Raw genomic sequence first — 18,527 nt, 5'->3', positions numbered from 1 at the left:
GGCGCGAGACCGCTCAGGCGTTCACTCGTTCGAGCCGGTCTCGTTCTGAACGAGCGCGAAGGTCTGACGGGCGATCTCCAGTTCCTCGTCCGTCGGCACCACCGCCACCGCCACCCGCGCGTAGTTCGGCGAGATCAGCCGTGCCTCGTCGGAACGTACGGAGTTGAGGTCCGCGTCCACCGCGAGACCCAGCTCCTCCAGGCCCGTGATCGCGGCCTCCCGCACCTGCGCCGCGTTCTCGCCGACCCCGGCGGTGAACGCCACCGCGTCCACCCGGCCGAGGACCGCGTAGTACGCGCCGATGTACTTCTTCAGGCGGTGCACATAGATGTCGAAGGCCAGTGCCGCCCGCTCGTCGCCCTCGTCGATCCGGCGGCGGATCTCCCGCATGTCGTTGTCGCCGCAGAGCCCGACGAGCCCGGACTTCTTGTTGAGCAGGACGTCGATCTCGTCGGCCGACATGCCCGCCACCCGCTTCAGGTGGAAGGTGACCGCCGGGTCGATGTCCCCCGAGCGGGTCCCCATGACCAGGCCCTCCAGCGGCGTCAGGCCCATCGAGGTGTCCACGCACCGGCCGCCGCGCACCGCGGAGGCGGAGGCGCCGTTGCCCAGGTGCAGCACGATCACGTTCACCTCCGACGGCTCCTTGCCGAGCAGCCGGGCCGTCTCCCGGGAGACGTAGGCGTGCGAGGTGCCGTGGAAGCCGTACCTGCGGATGCGGTGCGCGTCGGCGGTCTCCACGTCGATCGCGTACCGCGCCGCCGACTCCGGCATCGTCGTGTGGAAGGCGGTGTCGAAGACCGCGACCTGCGGCAGGTCCGGGCGGAGCGCCGTCGCCGTACGGATGCCGGTGAGGTTCGCCGGGTTGTGCAGCGGCGCCACCGGCACCAGCCGCTCGATCTCCTCCAGCACCGCTTCGTCGATGACCGTCGGCTCCGTGAACCGCAGCCCGCCGTGCACCACCCGGTGTCCGATCGCGGCCAGCTCGGGGGAGTCCAGGCCGAGGCCGTCCGCCGTCAGCTCCCCGGCGACCGCCTCCAGGGCGGCGGCGTGGTCGGGGATCGGCCCGAGCCGCTCGCGCTTCTCGCCGCCGCCGCCCCGGAGCGGGGTGTGGGCGAGCCGCGAGGTCTCCTCGCCGATGCGCTCCACGAGACCCTGCGCCAGCCTGCCGCCGTCGCGCATGTCGAGCAGCTGGTACTTCAGCGAGGAGGAGCCGGAGTTCAGCACGAGCACCCGGGTGGGGGCGGTGGTGGCCGGGAGGGGGGCGGCGGGGACGGGGGCGGTCATGCGGGGAACTCCTCACCCTGGGCGGGGACCTGGGACTGGATCGCCGTGATGGCGACCGTGTTGACGATGTCGCTGACGAGCGCGCCGCGCGAGAGGTCGTTCACGGGCTTGCGCAGGCCCTGGAGGACCGGGCCGACGGCCACGGCACCGGCCGAACGCTGCACGGCCTTGTACGTGTTGTTGCCGGTGTTGAGGTCCGGGAAGATCAGCACGGTCGCCTGCCCCGCCACCTCCGAGTCCGGCAGCTTCGTCGCCGCCACCGAGGGCTCCACGGCGGCGTCGTACTGGATGGGCCCCTCGATCCGCAGCTCCGGCCGCGTCGCGCGGACCAGCTTGGTCGCCTCGCGCACCTTGTCGACGTCGGCGCCGGAGCCCGAGGTGCCGGTGGAGTACGAGAGCATCGCGATCCTCGGGTCCACGCCGAAGCGGGCGGCGGTGGCCGCCGACTGGACGGCGATGTCCGCGAGCTGCTCGGCGTTCGGGTCCGGGTTGACCGCGCAGTCGCCGTACACGAGGACCTTGTCGGCCAGGCACATGAAGAAGACCGAGGAGACGATCGAGGCGTCCGGCTTGGTCTTGATGATCTCGAAGGCGGGCCGGATCGTGGCCGCCGTGGAGTGCACCGAACCGGAGACCATGCCGTCCGCGAGCCCCTCCTCGACCATCAGGGTGCCGAAGTAGTTGACGTCCGCGACCACGTCGTACGCCAGCTCCACCGTGACGCCCTTGTGGGCCCGCAGCGCCGCGTACTTCGCCGCGAAACCGTCGCGCAGCACCGAGGTCTGCGGGTCGATCAGCTGGGCCCCGCCCAGCGAGATCCCCAGGTCGGCGGCCTTCTTGCGGATGGTCTCCACCTCGCCGAGGAGCGTCAGGTCGCAGACGTCACGGCGCAGCAGCACGTCCGCCGCGCGCAGCACCCGCTCCTCGGTGCCCTCCGGGAGGACCACCCGGCGCCGGTCGGTGCGGGCCTGCTCGATCAGCTCGTGCTCGAACATCATCGGGGTGACCCGGCCGCTGCGGGCCACCGAGACCCGCTTCAGCAGGTCGACCGTGTCCACGTGCCGTTCGAACAGGCCGAGCGCGGTCTCCGCCTTGCGCGGGGTGGCCGCGTTCAGCCTGCCCTCCAGGGCGAAGAGTTCACCGGCCGTGGTGAAGCTGTTGCCCGCCACGGAGATGACCGGCGTGCCGGGCGCGAGCCGGGCCGCCAGGGTCAGGATCTCCTCGCTGGGCCGCTCGTCCAGGGTGAGCAGCACCCCGGCGATCGGCGGGGTGCCCGCCGAATGGGCGGCCAGCGCCCCGACGACGAGGTCGGCCCGGTCCCCGGGGGTGACGACGAGACAGCCCGGGGTCAGCGCGTTGAGGAAGTTCGGCAGCATGGCGCCGCCGAAGACGAAGTCGAGGGCGTCCCGGGCCAGCCCCGCCTCGTCGCCGAGGACCACGGAGGCGCCGAGCGCGTGGGTGATCTGCGCGACGGTCGGCGCGGAGAGCGCGGGTTCGTCCGGCAGGACGTAACAGGGCACGGGCAGCCGGGCGGTCAGCCGCTCGGCGATCGGCTCCCGGTCCTCGGGGGCCACCCGGTTGACGACCAGCGCGAGGACGTCGCAGCCCAGGCCGTCGTACGCCCGGAAGGCGTTGCGCGCCTCGGCCCGTACGGACTCCGCCGACTGGCCCTTGCCGCCGACGACGGGGATGACGGAGGCGCCGAACTCGTTGGCGAGGCGCGCGTTGAGCGCCAGTTCGTCGGGGAGCTGGGTGGCGGCGTAGTCGGTGCCGAGGACGAGGACGACCTCGTACGCGCGGGCCACCGCGTGGAAGCGGTCGACGAGCCGGGAGACCAGCTCGTCGGTGCCCTGCTCCGCCTGGAGCGCGGAGGCCTCGTGGTAGTCCATGCCGTAGACGGTGGCCGCGTCCTGCGACAGCCGGTAGCGGGCCCGCAGCAGGTCGAAGAGCCGGTCGGGGCCGTCGTGCACCAGCGGCCGGAACACCCCGACCCGGTCCACCTGGCGGGTGAGGAGCTCCATGACTCCCAGCTCGACGACCTGGCGGCCGTCACCGCGGTCGATCCCGGTCACGTACACGCTGCGCGTCACGCCGTGGTCTCCTGTCCAGTCCTGCGGGAAACGGGGCTCGCGGAGCCCGGGGCGAGCGGGGCCTCGTGGCGCGCTCGCGGTCCGTGCGCCGGCCGTCGTCCGTGGGGCCGTCCCACCGGGCCGTCAACCGACTGTGCTCAGAAAGCCCCGATAGGGCGGCATTACCCCCTTGACAGTACCCCCACCAAGGGATAAGTCGCCCGCCGGACGAAGGGCCCCGGAACCCGGGACGAAAGGCCCCCGCACCACCGCCCCGGGGAACGCGCGGAGCGGCGGCGAGCGCGCCCCTCCTGTCCGTCGTGTGAGAATTGCGGTGGCTCATAACGGAACGCGACCGAGCAGGAGACACAGCACGATGCGTATCGGAGTTCTCACCGCAGGCGGCGACTGCCCCGGCCTCAACGCAGTGATCCGGTCGGTCGTGCACCGGGCGCTGACCGGCCACGACGACGAAGTCATCGGTTTCGAGGACGGGTTCAAGGGACTGCTCGACGGGCACTACCGGCCCCTCGACCTCAACGCCGTGAGCGGCATCCTGGCCCGGGGCGGAACCATCCTCGGCTCCGCCCGGCTGGAAAGGAACCGGCTCCGCGAGGCCGCCGAGTCCGCCCCCGACCTGGCCCGCAAGTACGGCATCGACGTCCTCATCCCCATCGGCGGCGAGGGCACCCTGACCGCCGCCCGGATGCTCGCCGACGCGGGGATGCCCGTCGTCGGCGTCCCGAAGACGATCGACAACGACATCTCGTCCACGGACCGCACCTTCGGCTTCGACACCGCCGTCGGTGTCGCCACCGAGGCCATGGACCGCCTCAAGACCACCGCCGAGTCCCACCAGCGGGTGATGGTGGTCGAGGTGATGGGCCGCCACGCGGGCTGGATCGCCCTGGAGTCCGGCATGGCCGGCGGCGCCCACGGCATCTGCCTCCCCGAGCGTCCCTTCCAGGTCGACGACCTGGTCAAGATGGTCGAGGAGCGCTTCGCGCGCGGCAAGAAGTTCGCGGTCATCTGCGTCGCCGAGGGCGCGCACCCGGCCGAGGGCTCGATGGCGTACGCGAAGGGCGAGATCGACCAGTTCGGTCACGAGCGCTTCCAGGGCATCGGCAACCAGCTCGCCGTCGAGCTGGAGCGGCGCCTCGGCAAGGAGGCCCGTCCGGTCATCCTCGGCCACGTCCAGCGCGGCGGCACGCCGACCGCGTACGACCGGGTGCTCGCCACCCGCTTCGGCTGGCACGCGGTGGAGGCGGCGCACCGGGGCGACTTCGGCAGGATGACCGCGCTGCGCGGCAGCAGCATCGAGATGGTGCCGCTGGCCGAGGCCGTGACCCGGCTCAAGACGGTCCCGGAGGACCGGATGCGCGAGGCCGAGTCCGTCTTCTAGCGGTACGGGAAGGGGCTTCCCGCAGCAAGGGAAGCGGGCCGGACCTTCGGCCCCCGGGCCGGGACCTCCGGCCCGACCTGTCCCGGATCCCGCCGGGACCCCCGCACGACCGAGTGGCCCCGACCGTCCCCCCGTGGACGGTCGGGGCCACTGTCGTGTGCCCGGCATCACCTCTGGAAATGCCGGTTTCCACTCTTGAGCCGGGGCGCCGGATCCACAAGGCTGGAGCCTGTCCCGGACATGTCCCGAACCCGTCCGGCGGAAGGGAGAGGCGCGGATGAGCCCGGGGGAGCACGTCCCCGACCCGAGGGGGGCGGGGACCCCCGCCGAGTTCCGGGCGCACCTCCAGGACCTCAAGGAGCGGTCGGGCCTGACGTACCGCGACCTCGCGGCGCGCGCGGCGGAGCACGGGGACGTCCTGCCCCGCTCGACCATGGCGAACATGCTGGCCCGCGCCACCCTGCCCCGCGAGGAACTCCTGACCGTCTTCGTCCGCGCCTGCGGACTCCCGCCGGAGGAGGCGGAGGTCTGGCGCCGGGTGCGGAACCGCCTCGCGCGCCGGGAGCCGTACGGGGCCGTGGGCACGGGCGCGGACCCCGGTGCGGGCCGGGCCGCCGACGGGGGTACGGGCGGGAGCCCGGGAGCGGCCGGGGACACGCGAACGGGCCGGGCCGCCCATGGGGACGGCGGTACGTACGGGGGGCTCGGAGCGTACGGGGAAGGGGCCGGGGACACGGGAACGGGCACCGGACCGCACCGGGAGCCCGGCGCGGACCGGGAGCGGCCGTCGGGCGCGGACACCGACCGGCCGTCGGGCGGGGGCGCCCACCGGATCTCCGGCGGGGAGACGGACGGGCCGTCCGGCGCGGCCCCGGCCGAGCGCACGTGCCCGGGGCCGGGCCCGTGCGCGGACGGGGAACCGGCGAGCGGGGTGGGCCGGGACGTCTCCGGCGCGGGCTGGGGAGTGAGCGGGGTGGTTCCGGGCACCGGGGGAGTGGGTCGTGATGTCGGCGGCCCCGGCCAGGACGTGAGCGGCGCGGGTCCGGCCACCAGTGGCGCGGGCCGTGATGTCACCGGCACCGGCACCGGCACCGGCACCGGCACCGGCACCGGCCGGGTCGTCTCCGGCGCGGGCCCGGACATGCGCGGTACGGACCCCGGCCCCGGCGGTTCGGGCCCGCACGGCACCGGCTCGGCGCCCGGCGGCCCGGACCCGGGAGCGGGCGGGGGCGGGGGCGGGGGCGGGGGCTCCGAGGGGAACGGTCTCCCCGAGACGGACGGGGTTTCCGAGACGGACGGGGTTTCCGAGACGGACAGGGCTTCCGAGGCGGACGGTTTCTCCGGGGCGGACGGGGTTTCCGAGGCGGACGATCCCCCCGTGTGGCCGCTCGCTCCGCATCCGCGGGACACCGCCCCGCCCCCGCCCCCGCGGCCCTTCCGCATACGGCGCGCCCTCGTCGCGGCGGTCGCGCTGACCGGGCTGGTGCTCGCGGGCGTCAGCCTCGTCGCCGCCCTCCGCGACGGGCCCCCCACGCCCGCCGCGCCCCGGGAACCCTCCCGTACCCCCGGCGCGTCCGTCGCCGCACCCGCCGCGGGGGAGGTGCGCATCCGGGTGGCCGGCACCGGCTTCTGCCTCGGTGAGCGGCGCGGCTCCCGTAGCGGGCAGATCCACCAACTGCCGTGCGCGGAAGCCGACATGCCCCGCTACGCGCTGGTGGCGGCGGGCGCCGGACGGTGGCGGATCGCGTCGGACCATCCGGACTTCGGGCCCGGCTGCTCCGGCATCCCCTCCGGTGGCCGGATACCCGGGGCCGCGTACGAGGACTCCGAGTGCGGCGACCCGAGCCGGGTCGAGACCTTCGCGCTCGAACCGTTCGGGACCCCCGTGCGCGGCCATCGGATCGTTCCCGTCGGCTCGGCGGCCCCCGGCAGCTGCGTCACCGTCACCGGCGACCGGGCGACGGCGGGGGCCCGACTCGCCCAGGCCCCCTGCGCGCCCGACGCGGCCGGACAGCTCTTCGCCTTCGAGGCCCCCTGAGAGCGCTCGGCGGGAGCCGCCGACCGTGGCCGTCGGCGCGGATCCCACCGGTCCGGGCGCGCGGCCCGGTCCCGGGAGCCCGCCGGACCCAGGACCGCCGACGGCTGAGAACTCGCCATCGTCACCACGCCTCCACCCCCGTGTGAACGCCGTAAGGACAGGACCGGGAGCGGGCGGCGCCCGACGGACGGAGGACGGAATCCGATGGCCTCGGGCCACCGGCCACCCCTCCGCCCCTAGGCACCCTTTTGGCCATTTACCAGGTCATGCGCATGTCAGCCATGGGGTCGGGATAGAAAGGGCCAAGCAAAGCGGCCGTACGGTGACCGGTGCATGAACCAGGGGGGTTCCGTAGGTGTTAGACGCCCGTTTCATCGAGAGCCAGGTGGAGGATTTCGCCGAGCGCGGATTCATCGTGCTGCCCGGATTCCTGCCGCCCGACCTTGTCGACCGCCTTGTCCCGGAAGTGGACAAGTGGGTGGAGACGGGATGGCGTCAGCAGTCGGTGGACGCCAGCCTGCGGCCCGGCGCCGGGCCGCCGCAGGTGGTCGAGCTGGACCTTCCGGCACACGGTGAACTCGCGGCGCACCCGCCGCTGATGGACCTGCTCGGCCGCCCCGGTCTGCTGGGGGAGTCCTTCGTCTTCCACCACCTGCACAGCGACCGGCGGCCCGCCGGAGGAGCGGGCAAGAGCTGGCACCACGACTACGAACAGGCGCCCCAGCGCGACCGCCGCCTCCCCATGATCCACGCGTTGCACTACATCCGCGGGCTCCGGCCCGAGTGGGGCGGCCTGGCCGTACTGCCGGGCTCGCACCGGGAGGTCGCCGAGAAGGACGCCCGGAGCGGTCTCGGCACGGACGTCCTGCCCGGCGAAGTGGTCGTCGACGACCTGCCCCCCGGCTCCACCGTCCTGCTCCACTCGGCGCTCTTCCACACCCGCCGCGCCGCGCCCGCACCGCGTTCGAGCACCGCCGGCCCGCGTTACATGATCGACGGCTCCTACTGCCGCACCGGGACCCTGTGGCCACCGGTCAAGCCGTACTGGCGCCAGGTGCTGGCGGTGGCACGATTACGGGGCCTGGACGCGGGACGGCCGGAGCTGTTCGCCGAACGGCACTTCAGCGAGTGGGAAAGGGACCGGAGGCACGGCGGATGAGGATTCAGGGAGCGGTCCGGTTCGACGCGGTCATGCGGCACTTCGCCCGCGAACACCCCTTCGACGCGTCCGACCGGGCCAACTCCAACGACGAGGCCGAGGGGCACATCGGCAACGCGCAGCGGGAGGCGGGCGGCCGCTGGCACCGGGTCCTGCTGGAGGGGCCGGAGGTCCGCGACATCGTGCTCCCCTGGCACCTGGGCGAGGACGGGGAGGTGGAGCTCGTCCCCAGAACCGGACTGAGCGTGGCCGAGGCGGCGGAGAGGCTCGCGGCGCTGGGCCCCTCGTACGAGCGGTCCAATCCGCTCTGCGCGCTCAAACTCACCCGGCAGGACACGGGCACGCGCCTCCCCCTCTTCCTGAGCACCCGGCCCGCGCCCGGTCCCGACTACGAGTCCCTGACGGTCCGCGAAGGACTGATCCACCTGGACGGACTGCACCGGATGCTCTCCTGGGCCAGGGCCGGGCGACTGGCGCCCGGCAACTGGTTCGAGGCGTACGTCGCCGGGCTACCCCCGACCCACGTACGGCATCGCGCTGGGCATGACCAGAACCGACTGGATGTTCACCCCGCGGGGCAGACCGGCCATCGTCCGCACCATGTCGACGACATGCCCGACGTCCATGGTCGGTTCGACCCGCCGTGACCCGTCGGCCTGCAGCACCGCGGGCTGCGGACGGTCGGGCGGAGTGACGTTGCCGATGTCGATCTGGCCGCAGGAGATGTCGTAGGGACGCCCGTCCAGGGACAGCGAACGCGTCATCCCGGCCACCGCGTGCTTGGCCGCGGTGAACGCTATGGAGTCCGGTCGGGGCACCTGGGCGGACGGCGCCCCGTTGTTGATGATCCGCCCCCCGCGCGGGGTCTGCCGCTTCATGACCCGGAAGGCGGCGCGGGAACACAGGAACGTCCCGGTGGCGATGGAGTCCATCACCCGGTGCCAGTCCTCGACGCCCACCTCGTCGGTCGGGACGTACGGCATGGTGTCGGCCGCGTTGTTGAACAGCACGTCCAGCCGTCCGAAGCGGTCCACGACCTGTCCGAACAGGTCGTCCACGGCGGAGGGATCGGTGATGTCCGCGGGAAGGGGGACCGCACGGCCACGAACACCGACGGGGGCGAGGGCCACCGTCTCCTCCAGCGGCTCCCCGCGCCGTCCGACCAGAGCCACCGTCCAGCCGTCCGCCAGAAGACCCAGTGCGCACGCACGCCCGATACCACTGCCCGCGCCAGTGACGACAACCGTTCGCTCAGCCACGCCCCACCCGTCCTTACCCTCGGGAACCCCTGCGCACGCAGGGCTCTGCGAACGTGCCCAACCACCCCCTTCACCCAAACGGGAGACCCAAGTGAATGGCCGTATACAGGCGCTGGGCGGGACCGACCGCAGCCGCGCCCTGTTCGAGCGGGCCCAGTCGTCCCTGGCCGGCGGGATCAGCTCCTCGTCCCGGCTGACCTCGACCGGCCCGCACCCCTACCCGCTCTACATGGACAGCGGGTCGGGCGCGCGGATCAGGGACGTCGACGGCAACGAGTACATCGACTACCTCATCTCCTACGGCAGCGCCGTCCTGGGACACGCCTCCCCGCTGCTCACCGAGGCGCTCACCGCCGTCCTGCACACCGGAACGATGTTCGGCACCTGCAACACCCCGGAAGTCGAACTCGCCGAACTGATCTGCGACATGGTGCCCTGCGCGGAGCTCGTCCGGTTCGCCAACTCGGGGAGCGAAGCGGTGCAGGGCGCCGTGCGCGCCGCCCGTGGATACACCGGACGGTCGAAGATCCTCAAGTTCGAGGGCCACTACCACGGCTGGTCCGACACCCTCGCCATCTCCAACCGGCCCGGTGTCGAGGAGGCGGGCCCCTACGGGACTCCGCACTCCGTACCGCACTCCCCCGGCATACCGGACGGGATCACCGGCGACGTGGTCGTCTGCCCGTGGAACGACCCCGAGGCACTCCGTACGTGTCTCGACGCCCACCGAGGGGAGATCGCGGCGGTCATCTGCGAACCCATCGTCGCCAACAACGCCTGCACCATGCCCGCGCCGGGCTTCCTGAACCGGCTGCGGGAGGAATGCACGGCACGGGACGTCGTGCTCGTCTTCGACGAGGTCTGCACCGGATTCCGCACCGGGCCCGGAGGCGCCCAGACGATGTTCGGCGTGGTGCCGGACCTGGCGGTCTTCTCCAAGGCACTGGGCGGAGGCCTGCCGATCGCCGCCTTCGCCGGACAGCGGCACGTGATGGAACCCATGGCCCGGGGACACGTCAAGCACGGAGGCACCTACAACGCCTCGCCGCTGTGCGCGACCTCCGCGCTGGTCACCCTCCGACAGCTGAACCAGCCGGAGGTCGGCAAGCGCATCGAGGAGAGCGGCCGCCGTGTCATGGAGGCGATCCGGCGGGCCGCCCACGACCGGCGCGTCCCCTGCGCGGTGCAGGGCGTCGGAGCCATGTTCCAGACCGTCTTCACCCCCGACGGCGCCCCCACCCGCCAGTACCGCGACCTGTTCGCCACCGACCAGGCGCGCTACGACGCCTTCCGCCACGGACTCCTCGAACGCGGAGTCCACACCAACGCCTACGGCATGGCCTGCTGGTTCGTCGCTGCGGCCGTCACCGAGGACGAAGTGGACGCCACCTGCGAGGCCGTGGAGGAGGCGTTCGCGGTCCTGTGACCGGGGCCAGGGGGCGGGACGTCTCCCGTCACGCCCCCGCCGCCGCCCAGAAGCGCGCGACGACGTCCTCCAGATACTCCCGGCCCTCCTCGCCGGTCGTCCCCGACGCGCCCCAGCTGCTGGTCGCCGCCATCCGGGCGTGGTACTCCGTGTGCAGCCGCTGGAGGGCCGTCTCCACGGTCCGCTTCGGCAGCGGCAGCATCTTCACCGCCGGTTTCACGTACGCCTGCCAGCGGGTGGTCACCGCGTCGCGCAGCAGCTCCGCGAGCCGCTCGTCCCCGCCGGTCGCGGTGACCAGGGCGCGCGGGCCGAGACCGAGGGCCTCGGCGAGCGCGGCGGTCTGGCGGTCGGTGCCGCGCCAGCGACCCTCGTCCTCCATCCGCTGGTACGCCGGGGCCGCCAGGCCCACCCGCCGGGCCAGTTCCTCGACGCCGAGCCCGTGCGCCATGCGGTGCTCGCGCAGGGTCGAGGCGGCGGCGATCAGTTCGGCGGGGGAGCACCACAGGACGCCCGCGAGGGCGGTCAGCTCCTGTTCGCCGGGGACGGCCCGGCCGCGTTCCCAGGCGGCGACCGTGTCGGGTCCGACGAGGAGGCCGTACTGGGCGCGCAGACCGTAGGCGACGTGGTCGTGGGTCATGCCGAGGCCCTCGCGCAGCCGTCGGGCGGCCAGGGCGTCGAAGGGAGGGGTGGGTCTGTGCACCCGCCCCACGCTAGATGCGGAGGGTGATGGCTGGATACGGTGCGTTCCGCCAACGTGCGCGGTCGTAGGAACGTGGGAACCGCTCAGTAACCCCGGGCGGGTCCTTCGAGCCAGCGGTACTGGAGTTCGGGCCGTCCGATCTGGCCGTACTGCGGGGCCCGTACCGCCCGGCCCCCGGTGACCAGGTGTTCCAGATAGCGGCGCGCGGTGATCCGGGATATCCCGACCGCCGCCCCCGCCTCGGCAGCGGTGAGCCCCGCCGGGGCGGCCCGCAGCCCCCGGGTGACGGCCTCCAGGGTGGGCGCGCTCAGTCCCTTGGGGAGGGCGGCGGGGTGCGGGGCACGGAGAGTGGCGAGGGCCCGGTCGACCTCGTCCTGCCCGGAGGCCTCGCCCGCCGACGCCCGGAACTCGGCGTACCGCGCGAGCCGGTCCCGGAGGGTCGCGAAGGCGAACGGCTTCAGGACGTACTGGACGACGCCCAGCGAGACGCCCTCCCTGACCACGGCCAGGTCGCGGGCGGAGGTGACGGCGATGACGTCGGCGGAGTGCCCGGCGGCGCGCAGCGCCCGCAGCAGCTGCAGTCCGTGGCCGTCGGGGAGGTAGAGGTCGAGCAGGATCAGATCGACGGGGGTCCGGTCGAGGAGCCGGACGGCGGCGGCGCGGGAGTGCGCGACCCCGACGACGGTGAAGCCCTCGACGCGCCCGGCGTACAGGGCGTGCGCGTCGGCGGCGACGGGGTCGTCCTCGACGACCAGCACCCGCAGGTCCACGGCGCTCATCCGGCCACCTCCGAGGGGGAACCGGGACCGTCGACGGCGGGACCGGGACCGGGGCGGCCGGGACCCGGGTGGCCGGGGTCGGCGGGGCCGGGACCGCCCGTCCCCGACCGCGGCCGTGGCACGGGCGCGGGGTGCGGAGCCGGACCCCCGGCGCGACCTCCACCGGTGCCGGTGCCGGTGCCGGTGCCGGTGGAGGTCGCGGTGCCTGTCCCGGTGTCTGTCTCCGTCCCCGTCCCCGTGTCCGTACGCGCGCCCATGTCCGTCCCCTTGCCCGTGTCCGTGGGTGCGCCCGGACCCGCACCCACCACCGTCCTTGCCCCCGTCCCCGTCCCCGTACTCCCGTTCCCGTCCGTCTCCCCGGCCGCGTCCGGGCCCGTCGGCAGGGGCAGCCGTACGGTGAACTCCGCGCCGCCCTCCTCCGCGTCCGTCACGGTCAGGGTGCCCCGGGCGCGGCCGACCGCCTGGCCGACCAGGGCCAGGCCGAGGCCCCTGCCGGGGCCCCGGGTGGACCAGCCCCGGCCCAGGACGGCGTCGCGGTCGGCCGGGCGCACCCCGGGGCCGCTGTCGCCGACCCGCAGCAGCAGTTCCCCGTCGCCGGTGCGGGCCGCGACGGTGACCGTCACCCGGGCGTGCGGGGTGCCGCCGACCGCCTCCACCGCGTTGTCGATGAGGTTGCCGAGGATGGTCACCAGGTCACGGGCGGGCAGGGCCGGGGGCAGCAGCCCGTCGTCGATGCGGCTGTCCTCGGTGAGCGTCAGTTCCACGCCCCGCTCGTGGGCCTGGGCCGCCTTGCCGAGCAGCAGCGCCGCGAGCACCGGCTCCCCGACGGCGTCGACGACCCGGTCGGTGAGCGCCTGGGCGAGTTCCAGTTCCGCCGTGGCGAACTCCACCGCCTCGGCCACCCGGCCCAGTTCGATGAGCGACACCACGGTGTGCAGCCGGTTGGCCGCCTCGTGGGCCTGGGAGCGGAGGGCCTCGGTGAAGCCCCGCTCGGAGTCCAGTTCGCCGGAGAGCGCCTGGAGTTCGGTGCGGTCCCGGAGGGTGACGACGGTGCCGCGCCGCTTGCCGCCCACCACCGGGCGGGTGTTGACGACGAGGAGCCGGTCGGCCGTCAGATGCGTCTCGTCGACGCGCGGCTCGGAGGAGAGCAGGGCGCCCGTCAGCGAGGCGGGCAGGCCGAGTCCGCTCGCCGGGCGGCCGACGGACCCCTCGTCCAGACCGAGCAGTTCGCGTGCCCCGTCGTTGATGAGGGCGATCCGTCGCTGTCCGTCCAGCATCACGAGTCCTTCGCGGACCGCGTGGAGCGCGGCTTCGTGGTAGTCGTACATCCGGCTCAGCGCGGTCGCGTTCATGCCGTGGGTGTGGCGGCGCAGCCGGGCGTTGACGACATGGGTGCCCGCGCCGCCGAGCGCGAGGGCCGCGCCCGCCATGAAGAGCAGCGCGGTGACCTGCTCCCGTATCTGCTCGCTGATCTTCTCGATGGTGATGCCCGCGCTGACCAGGGCGACGACCCGGTCTCCTGCCATGACGGGCGCCACGGTCCGCACCGAGGGGCCGAGCACGCCGAGATGGGTCTCGGAGTAGAGCCGGCCGGCCCGCGCCTCCTCGATGTGACCGAGGTAGGTGCGGCCGATCTGGTCGGGCTCGGGATGCGTCCAGCGGGTGCCCTCCGGGGACATGATGACGACGAACGCGACGCCCGCGTGGCGGCGGAGCGCCTCCGTGTACGGCTGGAGCACCGCCGACGGGTCCGCGGTGCGGGCGGCGGCGACCACGGACGGGGAGTCGGCGACGGCGGCGGCGGTCGCCGTGGCCTGCCGCCGCGCGGTCTCCTCGGCCTGCCCGCGGTCCGTGACGTACGCGAAGACCGCGCACCCCGCCACGATGACGGCCACGACCGCGACCTGCATCGCGAAGAGCTGTCCGGCCAGGCTGCGCGGGCGGGGGAGGGAGGGACACATGCGGGTAAGTGTGCACGGCGGGATTTGCTCCGGGGCGTCGCGTTCCCGAATCGTTCCCTTTCCGTACGGTCGCGCGGGATCTGCGCGCGAGGCCGGGCGGGGGTCGTACGGGACCGGAGCGGGGAGTCGGGCGGGGGTCGTACGGGACCGGAGCGGGGAGTCGGGCGGGGGTCGTACGGGACCGGCGCGGGGGGTCCGCGCGAGCCGCTGCCGGACCCTTCCGACGGTTCGGCCGTGAACGAAACGTACGCAACAGTGACCCGGGTCACATGCTGGTGGATAGTCGCCGGAGTCCACCGGGACGTGGACATCCATCAGCGCGAGGAGGACCCCGTGGCCGCACGCCGGGACCGTACCCACTATCTGTATCTGGCCGTGATCGCCGCCGTTCTGCTCGGCATCGCGGTCGGCTTCCTGGCGCCCGGTGTCGCCGTCGAGCTCAAGCCGCTGGGCACCGGCTTCGTCAATCTGATCAAGATGATGATCTCGCCGATCATCTTCTGCACGATCGTGCTGGGCGTCGGTTCGGTCCGGAAGGCGGCGAAGGTCGGCGCCGTCGGCGGGCTCGCCCTCGGCTACTTCATGGTGATGTCCACGGTCGCCCTCGCGATCGGTCTGCTCGTCGGCAACCTCCTGGAGCCCGGCTCCGGTCTCCACCTCACCAAGGAGCTGGCCGAGGCGGGCGCCAAGCAGGCCCAGGGGGCGAGCGAGTCCACCCCCGACTTCCTGCTCGGGATCATCCCCACCACGATGGTGTCCGCCTTCACCGAGGGCGAGGTCCTCCAGACCCTGCTCGTCGCGCTGCTCGCGGGCTTCGCGCTCCAGGCGATGGGGGCGGCGGGCGAGCCGGTCCTGCGCGGGATCGGGCACATCCAGCGGCTGGTCTTCCGCATCCTCGGCATGATCATGTGGGCCGCGCCGGTCGGCGCGTTCGGCGCGATCGCCGCGGTCGTCGGCGCGACCGGGATCGACGCCCTGAAGTCCCTGGCCGTCATCATGATCGGCTTCTACCTGACCTGTGCGATCTTCGTCTTCGTGGTGCTCGGCGCGCTGCTGCGGCTGGTCGCCGGGATCAACATCTGGACCCTCCTGAAGTACCTGGGCCGCGAGTTCCTGCTGATCCTCTCCACCTCCTCGTCCGAGTCGGCGCTGCCCCGGCTCATCGCGAAGATGGAGCACCTGGGCGTCTCCAAGCCGGTCGTCGGCATCACCGTCCCGACCGGCTACTCGTTCAACCTGGACGGCACCGCGATCTATCTGACGATGGCCTCGCTCTTCGTCGCCGAGGCGATGGGCGACCCCCTTTCCTTCGGTGAGCAGGTCTCCCTCCTGGTCTTCATGATCATCGCCTCGAAGGGGGCGGCGGGCGTCACCGGCGCCGGTCTCGCCACCCTCGCGGGCGGCCTCCAGTCGCACCGGCCCGAACTGGTCGACGGGGTGGGCCTGATCGTGGGCATCGACCGCTTCATGAGCGAGGCGCGCGCCCTCACCAACTTCGCGGGCAACGCCGTGGCGACGGTGCTCGTCGGCACCTGGACGAAGGAGATCGACAAGGCGCGGGTCTCCGAGGTGCTCGCCGGGCACGTCCCGTTCGACGAGAAGACCCTCGTCGACGACCACGGCCCGTCCCCGGTCCCGGACCAGCGCGCCGAGGAGGGCGAGGAGAAGGCCCGCGCGGGCGTCTGACCCGGGACACCGGACCGGTGCGACGAACGGTGAGGGGCGGCCCCGGGAAAGGGACCGCCCCTCACCGCACGGCTTCCTGTGGTCCTGCCGCGTACGGCCTCCGACGGCTCTTGCCGCGTACGGCTTCCGGTGGCTCTCGCTGCGTACGGCGTCCGGTGGCCCCACCGCGTACGCCCTCCGGCGGGTCCTCACCGCGTACGGCCCCCGGTCGGCGCCCGACCCCCGTGCGGGCGCCTCACGGGCCGTCCAGGGCCGCCACCTCCTCCCGGGTCAGCAGGAGGTCCGCCGCCGCGGCGGAGTCGCGGGCCGACTCCGGGCGGCTCGCGCCGGGGATCGGCAGGACCGTCCCCGGGCGGGTGAGCAGCCAGGCGAGGGCCACCCGCTGCGGGCTGGTCCCGCGCTCCCGGGCCACCCGGTGGAAGGCGGCGGAGCGGGGGTCCTCCTCCCGCGCGGACGTCCCGTCGAGGGAGCTGCGGGAGATGCCGCCCAGCGGGCTCCACGGCAGGTACGCGAGGCCGAGTTCCGCGCAGAGCCGCAGTTCGGCGCCGCCGGTGCGGACCTCGGGGGAGCAGCGGTTCTGCACGGAGACCAGCCGGTCGCCGAGGATCTCGCGGGCGAGCAGGATCTGCGCGGTGTCCACGTTCGAGACGCCCGCGAGCCGGACCGTGCCCGCGTCGAGGAGTTCCCTGAGCGCGCCGAGCGATTCGGCGTACGGGACGGTCGGGTCGGGTCTGTGCAGCTGGTAGAGGCCGAGGGGGGTGCGGCCGAGCCGCCGGGCCGAGGCCTCGGCCGCCCGGCGCAGGTGCGCGGGACGCCCGTCGACGCTCCAGCCGCCGTCGGGGGTACGGCCCCGGCCGCCCTTGGTGGCGACGAGGACGTCGTCGGTCCGGCCGCCGTACGAGGCGAGGGCGCGGGCCACGAGCAGTTCGCCCTCGCCGGGCGCGCCGCCCGGCGGGTGGTAGGAGTCGGCCGTGTCGAGCAGGGTCACCCCGGCGTCGAGGGCGGCGTGCACGGTGGCCAGGGCCCGTGCCTCGCCGGGCCCGCCCTCGATGGAGAGCGGCATGGTGCCGAGCCCGACGGCACCGACCCGGACGTCCCCCAGCAGGCGGTAGCGCATCAGCGGGCCTGTGCCCCGATGGTCTCGGCGACGGCCCCCGCGAGCCAGTCGGAGGAGTGGGAGAAGGAGTAACCGAGCGCGGTGGCACGGGAGTTGTCCATGCTGTACGCGCGGTCGAAGGAGAACGGCGAGACCTCGCCGACCTCCACCCGGTGGAAGACGGTCCGGCCGCCGACCTGCCTCTCTATCTCCGCGCAGAGGTCGGCGGTGGTGAGCCTGCCGTGGGAGCGGGCGTTGACCGGGCCGGTGAAGTCGCCGGTGACGGTCCAGGCGAGGAAGTCGGCGATCTCCTCGACGTACACGTAGGTCGCCGGGTGGTTGACCGCCGGGACGGTGATCGGCTCGCCCGCCCGGACCCGTCGCACGTAGTGGTCGAGGCGGCCGGTGAAGTCGTCGTCACCGCCGAGGACGTGGGCCACCCGTACCGAGGTCCAGGCGAAGGGCGGGTCCGCCGCGAAGACCGCCTCGGACTGCCGCTTGCCCTCCCCGTAGTGGGCGTCCCGGAACTCCTGGTCGTGCCAGGGCAGTTCGCTGTCCACGGTGACGGTGGACAGGTCGAGGGCGTCCTCGGGGACCGGGTCGGCGGAGTCCTCGTACTCGTACACCATCACCGTGGAGGTCATGACGTAGCGCCGGGTGCGGGCCGCGAAGACCCGCCGGGCGATCTCCGCCTGGCGCGGGGTGTAGCAGACCTGGTCCACGACGACGTCGAAGGAGCGGCCCGCGAGCGCGGTCTCCAGCGCCCGCTCGTCGTCGCGGTCGGCGATGAGGTGTTCGGTCTCCCCGGGGGTGCCGGAGGAGCCCCGGTTGAGCACGGTGATCCGGTGTCCGGAGCCCCGCAGCAGGGCGATGAGCCGCTTTCCGAAATAGCGGTTCCCGCCGATGACCAGAATGTCCATGAATACCAACTCCCTTGTCTCGCTGGACAAGTGTTACGTTGATTCTCCGCCGTCTGAAGGGGGAAACATGGGAGTCCAGGCCGCCGTACCGAAAGAACCACGGCCTTCGCGTCTTCTCGCCGACGAAACATCGGCGGCCTCCTTCGACGCCGTCGACCGGCAGATCCTGGAGGTCCTCCAGAGCGACGGCCGGATCAAACTGAGCGAGCTGGGGCGGCGGGTCAGGCTCAGCCCCGCCGCCGTCACCGAGCGCGTCCGGCGCCTCGAGGCGAGCGGCGCGGTCACCGGCTACGGCGCCCATGTCTCCCCGGCCCGGCTCGGCTACGGCATCCAGGCCTTCATCCGGGTCGATCCGCACGGCGGCTACACCCTGAGGCATCCGAGGACCCTGGAGCTGACCGCGCGGCCCGAGGTCCTGGAGGTGCACCACGTGGTGGGGGAGGACTGCTGGATCATCAAGGTCGCCGTCACCGACACCGTCCACCTGGAGGACGTGCTGGAGCAGACCTCGGCCCTCGGCCGTACGACGACCTCGATCGTCCTGTCCTCCCCGGTGGTCCGCAAGCCGCTCCTCCCGCCCCCCGCGCGGAACTGACCACCGGTACGGAACCGACCACCGGTACGGAACCGCCCACCGGTACGGAACCGACTGCCCGTACGGAACCGGCCGCCCGCGCGGAACCCGCCACCCGCGGAGACCGGCCGTCCGGACGGAACCGGCCGCTGACCGGGCCGGTGTCCCGGG

The 18,527-nt window shown here is 73.4% G+C and carries 14 protein-coding genes and 1 pseudogene; 7 read left to right on the top strand and 8 right to left on the bottom strand.

Annotated elements, in window-relative coordinates:
* Positions 1–21 precede the first annotated feature (21 nt).
* A complete protein-coding gene (locus ACIO92_RS16130) occupies positions 22–1,287 on the bottom strand; it encodes an acetate kinase (protein ID WP_402057824.1) in 1,266 nt (421 codons plus the stop codon).
* Entirely contained in the window at positions 1,284–3,377 is a 2,094-nt protein-coding gene (pta, locus tag ACIO92_RS16125; protein WP_401237022.1) for a phosphate acetyltransferase, read from the bottom strand. Before pta ends, ACIO92_RS16130 begins: the two co-directional genes overlap by 4 nt.
* Before the next feature lie 355 nt (positions 3,378–3,732).
* Here pta and ACIO92_RS16120 point away from each other — a divergent pair, with 355 nt between their 5' ends.
* From ACIO92_RS16120 to ACIO92_RS16105, 4 genes and pseudogenes are all read left to right on the top strand, one after another.
* Positions 3,733–4,758, top strand: a complete 1,026-nt coding sequence (locus tag ACIO92_RS16120; protein WP_366442266.1) for an ATP-dependent 6-phosphofructokinase — start codon at positions 3,733–3,735, stop codon at positions 4,756–4,758.
* Between the two features lie 277 nt (positions 4,759–5,035).
* Entirely contained in the window at positions 5,036–6,796 is a 1,761-nt protein-coding gene (locus ACIO92_RS16115) for a helix-turn-helix domain-containing protein (RefSeq protein WP_402281740.1), read from the top strand.
* Positions 6,797–7,151: 355 nt separating this feature from the next.
* Positions 7,152–7,955, top strand: coding sequence for a phytanoyl-CoA dioxygenase family protein (locus ACIO92_RS16110; RefSeq protein WP_402057829.1), 804 nt, complete (start codon positions 7,152–7,154; stop codon positions 7,953–7,955).
* A pseudogene (locus ACIO92_RS16105) lies at positions 7,952–8,434 on the top strand (DUF6309 family protein); the annotation flags it as partial. The gene ACIO92_RS16110 and the pseudogene ACIO92_RS16105, both read left to right, overlap by 4 nt.
* 30 nt (positions 8,435–8,464) lie before the next feature.
* Here ACIO92_RS16105 and ACIO92_RS16100 read toward each other — a convergent pair.
* On the bottom strand, positions 8,465–9,214 hold the full coding sequence (locus tag ACIO92_RS16100) for an SDR family oxidoreductase (protein WP_401237024.1): 750 nt from the start codon (positions 9,212–9,214) through the stop codon (positions 8,465–8,467).
* 91 nt (positions 9,215–9,305) lie between these two features.
* Between ACIO92_RS16100 and ACIO92_RS16095 the strand changes: the two genes are divergently transcribed.
* On the top strand, positions 9,306–10,640 hold the full coding sequence (locus tag ACIO92_RS16095) for a glutamate-1-semialdehyde 2,1-aminomutase (RefSeq protein WP_366442262.1): 1,335 nt from the start codon (positions 9,306–9,308) through the stop codon (positions 10,638–10,640).
* 28 nt (positions 10,641–10,668) lie between these two features.
* On the opposite strand, the gene ACIO92_RS16090 is transcribed toward ACIO92_RS16095, so the two are convergent.
* The 3 genes from ACIO92_RS16090 to ACIO92_RS16080 all read right to left on the bottom strand — a co-directional run bounded on the left by ACIO92_RS16090 (position 10,669) and on the right by ACIO92_RS16080 (position 14,080).
* A complete protein-coding gene (locus ACIO92_RS16090; protein WP_366442343.1) occupies positions 10,669–11,277 on the bottom strand; it encodes a helix-turn-helix transcriptional regulator in 609 nt (202 codons plus the stop codon).
* Between the two features lie 146 nt (positions 11,278–11,423).
* Positions 11,424–12,119 carry a response regulator gene (locus ACIO92_RS16085; RefSeq protein ID WP_366442261.1) on the bottom strand — a complete coding sequence of 232 codons (696 nt, stop codon included), beginning with the start codon at positions 12,117–12,119 and terminating at the stop codon, positions 11,424–11,426.
* Complete coding sequence (locus ACIO92_RS16080) at positions 12,116–14,080, bottom strand: ATP-binding protein (protein ID WP_402281743.1); 1,965 nt, start codon at positions 14,078–14,080, stop codon at positions 12,116–12,118. The genes ACIO92_RS16085 and ACIO92_RS16080 overlap by 4 nt, the downstream gene beginning before the upstream one ends.
* A 333-nt stretch (positions 14,081–14,413) precedes the next feature.
* On the opposite strand from ACIO92_RS16080, the gene ACIO92_RS16075 reads away from it, so the two are divergent.
* Positions 14,414–15,766, top strand: a complete 1,353-nt coding sequence (locus tag ACIO92_RS16075) for a cation:dicarboxylate symporter family transporter (protein ID WP_401237026.1) — start codon at positions 14,414–14,416, stop codon at positions 15,764–15,766.
* A 235-nt stretch (positions 15,767–16,001) separates the two neighbouring features.
* Here the strand turns inward: ACIO92_RS16075 and ACIO92_RS16070 are convergent, their stop codons facing one another.
* Positions 16,002–16,883 carry an aldo/keto reductase gene (locus ACIO92_RS16070; RefSeq protein ID WP_402281745.1) on the bottom strand — a complete coding sequence of 294 codons (882 nt, stop codon included), beginning with the start codon at positions 16,881–16,883 and terminating at the stop codon, positions 16,002–16,004.
* Complete coding sequence (locus tag ACIO92_RS16065; protein ID WP_401237028.1) at positions 16,883–17,782, bottom strand: NAD-dependent epimerase/dehydratase family protein; 900 nt, start codon at positions 17,780–17,782, stop codon at positions 16,883–16,885. Before ACIO92_RS16065 ends, ACIO92_RS16070 begins: the two co-directional genes overlap by 1 nt.
* A 67-nt stretch (positions 17,783–17,849) precedes the next feature.
* Here ACIO92_RS16065 and ACIO92_RS16060 point away from each other — a divergent pair, with 67 nt between their 5' ends.
* Entirely contained in the window at positions 17,850–18,377 is a 528-nt protein-coding gene (locus tag ACIO92_RS16060) for an Lrp/AsnC family transcriptional regulator (protein WP_366442257.1), read from the top strand.
* The last annotated feature ends 150 nt before the right edge of the window (positions 18,378–18,527 follow it).

Origin of the sequence: Streptomyces sp. NPDC087215 (assembly GCF_044744885.1) — a bacterium.
Classification (GTDB): domain Bacteria; phylum Actinomycetota; class Actinomycetes; order Streptomycetales; family Streptomycetaceae; genus Streptomyces.
This window is presented reverse-complemented; position numbering and strand designations above follow the sequence as displayed.

Bases quoted from the DNA above. Each gene is read 5' to 3' on its own strand.
- ACIO92_RS16085 (WP_366442261.1), bottom strand. From the start codon at position 12,119: ATGAGCGCCGTGGACCTGCGGGTGCTGGTCGTCGAGGACGACCCCGTC.
- ACIO92_RS16115 (WP_402281740.1), top strand. From the start codon at position 5,036: ATGAGCCCGGGGGAGCACGTCCCCGACCCGAGGGGGGCGGGGACCCCC.
- ACIO92_RS16065 (WP_401237028.1), bottom strand. From the start codon at position 17,782: ATGGACATTCTGGTCATCGGCGGGAACCGCTATTTCGGAAAGCGGCTC.
- ACIO92_RS16090 (WP_366442343.1), bottom strand. From the start codon at position 11,277: ATGACCCACGACCACGTCGCCTACGGTCTGCGCGCCCAGTACGGCCTC.
- ACIO92_RS16060 (WP_366442257.1), top strand. From the start codon at position 17,850: ATGGGAGTCCAGGCCGCCGTACCGAAAGAACCACGGCCTTCGCGTCTT.
- ACIO92_RS16070 (WP_402281745.1), bottom strand. From the start codon at position 16,883: ATGCGCTACCGCCTGCTGGGGGACGTCCGGGTCGGTGCCGTCGGGCTC.
- ACIO92_RS16120 (WP_366442266.1), top strand. From the start codon at position 3,733: ATGCGTATCGGAGTTCTCACCGCAGGCGGCGACTGCCCCGGCCTCAAC.
- ACIO92_RS16080 (WP_402281743.1), bottom strand. From the start codon at position 14,080: ATGTGTCCCTCCCTCCCCCGCCCGCGCAGCCTGGCCGGACAGCTCTTC.
- ACIO92_RS16130 (WP_402057824.1), bottom strand. From the start codon at position 1,287: ATGACCGCCCCCGTCCCCGCCGCCCCCCTCCCGGCCACCACCGCCCCC.